Below are 2,444 nucleotides of genomic sequence, written 5' to 3' on the forward strand. Positions count from 1 at the left end.
CTCCAAGAGCGGGAGGTCCGCCGGGAACGTCCAGTCGCCGTCGAGGATCGCCCGCCGGGTCTCGGCCGGTAGCGGGGGGTACCCCGTCCATGTCGTTCACCTCGCCGGTCACCTCGACGGAGACCCGCCCGCGGCCGCCGACGAGTTCGATCACGTCGGTCGAGAGCGTCCGGTCGCGGAGCTGTTTGAGCGAGATCCGCTTGGGAACGCTGGCCCCGAGCCGGTCGCCCTGCGAGTGGGCGTACAGCGAGATCATCAACACGACGATGATCGCCGTGAGGATCGCCGGCGCGCGCTCCGACGACCGGATCGTCTCGTCGTTGAGCGCGAGCAGCCCGCCGTTAATGCCGGCGATAGCGAGCGACAACACGACCACCCCGAGCCCGGGGATCGTCACGTCCGTCACGTACTTGAACACGAACCCGAGGGTCCCGGCCACCAGCGCGGGGACGATTCCAGTGATGACACCGAGGTAGATCCCGAAGACGATCTCGACGGGCAGCGACATACGCGCTTCAACCGACGGGGCGGTTAAACGTGTGTCGACGGATGCCGACGCGGCGGGGGAGGCGGCGTCCGGAGCGTCACCGCCGGCGTCGGTCGGCCTCGCGGGGTTTAAGTGCGGTCTCGGCGACCCGGAGGTATGGAGTTGACCCGCGACTGGGTGACCGTTCGGGCGTCGATCGCCCTGACGTTCGCAGTCGCGATACTGTCGATTCTCGCCGGGCTGGCACAGATCGGCGGGCTCGGCGTCTCGGGTCCGCTCGCTCCGTACGTCCCGGACGTCGTCCGCCAGACCGTCGGGTTCACGGGGACGATCACCGGGTTCACCATGCTCGCGAGCGGCTTCGCTTTGCGGAACGGCTATCGGGTCGGCTGGTACTCGACCGCCGTGTTGCTCCCGCTGACCGCGATCCAAGGACTGATGCAGGCGTCGGTGCTTTCCTTCCCGCTGGTGGCGCTGTCGCTGCTTTCGATGCCGGCGCTCCTCTACAACCGGGGGCGGTTCGACCGCCAGTTCCGGCCGTCGCCGACGCAGCTCGCCGCCGGGGCGGCGCTGGTCACGGCCATCTCGTACGGAACGGTCGGGTCGTACGCGCTCCGCGACCAGTTCAACGGGGTCGAGACCATCGTCGACGCGTTCTACTTCACCGTCGTCACCGCCTCGACGGTGGGGTACGGCGACGTGATCCCGGCGACCGGTCCCGACTCCGACATCGCACAGCTGTTCGTGCTCTCCTCGCTCGTGATGAACGTCGCCGCCTTCGCGGTGGCGCTCGGGGTCCTGTTGACCCCCGCTATCGAGGCGCAGCTCTCCAAGGCGCTCGGAAAGATGACTGAGAAACAGATCGACCTCCTCGACGACCACGTCCTCATCTTAGGCTACGGGGACCTGACGGAACCGATACTCGAAGAACTCGACGGACGGGGCGGAACCACCTACGCCGTGATCACGACCAACGAGGCCGCGGCCAGACGACTGGACGAGCGGTCCGTCCCCACGCTCACCGCGGACCCCAGCGACGTCGAACCGCTCGAACGCGCCCACATCGCGGACGCCCGCGCGGTCGTCGTCGCCACCGAGAACGACGCGCAGGACGCGCTGGCGATACTGACCGCGCGCCAGCTCAACCCCGGCGTGCGGATCGTCGCCGCCGCGACGCAACGCGAGAACGTCAACAAGCTCCGCCGGGCCGGCGCGGACCAAGTTATTTCGCCGTCGACGCTCGGTGGTCACATCCTCATCGACTGCGCGTTCGGGTCGAACAGCGACGAGGCGACGACCGACCTCTTGGGCGGTGCGCTCGACGGAGACGCGGACCGAGACGCGATGACCCGGGACGGCGACTGAGGCCTCTCAGCGGCTCCGGCGTCCCTTCGTCTGCCGGTAGTCCCGGCTCAACACGCTCTCGCGCATGTGATCGCGGAACGCGTCAGCCTCCGCGTCGGTCATCGTCGCCGGCTCCTTCATCGGCACCAGCTCGAATCCGCGCCCGCGGATCGTCGTCGCGTGTTCGGCGTCGACGTCGAACGAGTCCGGCCGCCGCGTCGTGTACTCGACCGCCAGTTCGCGGAGCGGGCGCTCGCCGACCGGCACGATGATCTGCGGGTTTATCATCCGGACCTCCGCGTTGAGGAACGGCTCGCAGGTGTCGATCTCCCGGTCTGTCGGGGCGCGGTCGGGGTGTCGACACCGCGTCAGGTTCGTGAAGAAGACGTTCTGAACGTCCGGCTCCGCGGCGTCCGGCTCCGAGCGAACGAAGCCGAGGTCGCCGAAGATCGACTGGACGCGTTCGCCGCCGCCGTCGCCGGTCGAAGGGGACGCCGTTGCGCTCGGCGGCCGCGGTCGGGCCGGTACCGACCACGAGGAACTCCGGCCCCCACGTCGCCGTAGCCGTGAACGACGCGGTCGCGGACGCCGCACACGCCCGTCGCTAGTTCTC

1 protein-coding gene and 2 pseudogenes are annotated in these 2,444 nt (G+C 68.9%); 1 reads left to right on the plus strand and 2 read right to left on the minus strand.

Translation table 11 applies throughout. From position 1 onward, the window contains the following. Positions 1-508, minus strand: a pseudogene (locus BN903_RS10395) (potassium transporter TrkA); the annotation flags it as partial. Between the two features lie 135 nt (positions 509-643). On the opposite strand from BN903_RS10395, the gene BN903_RS10400 reads away from it, so the two are divergent. Beyond that, entirely contained in the window at positions 644-1,852 is a 1,209-nt protein-coding gene (locus BN903_RS10400; protein WP_048077656.1) for an NAD-binding protein, read from the plus strand. 6 nt (positions 1,853-1,858) lie between these two features. On the opposite strand, the pseudogene BN903_RS10405 reads toward BN903_RS10400, so the two are convergent. Then, a pseudogene (locus BN903_RS10405) lies at positions 1,859-2,427 on the minus strand (uracil-DNA glycosylase family protein). Between the last annotated feature and the right edge of the window lie 17 nt (positions 2,428-2,444).

The organism is Halorubrum sp. AJ67, assembly GCF_000513435.1.

What these genes read in the sequence shown, in the direction of transcription:
- BN903_RS10400 (WP_048077656.1), top strand. Translation starts at nt 644, where the DNA reads ATGGAGTTGACCCGCGACTGGGTGACCGTTCGGGCGTCGATCGCCCTG.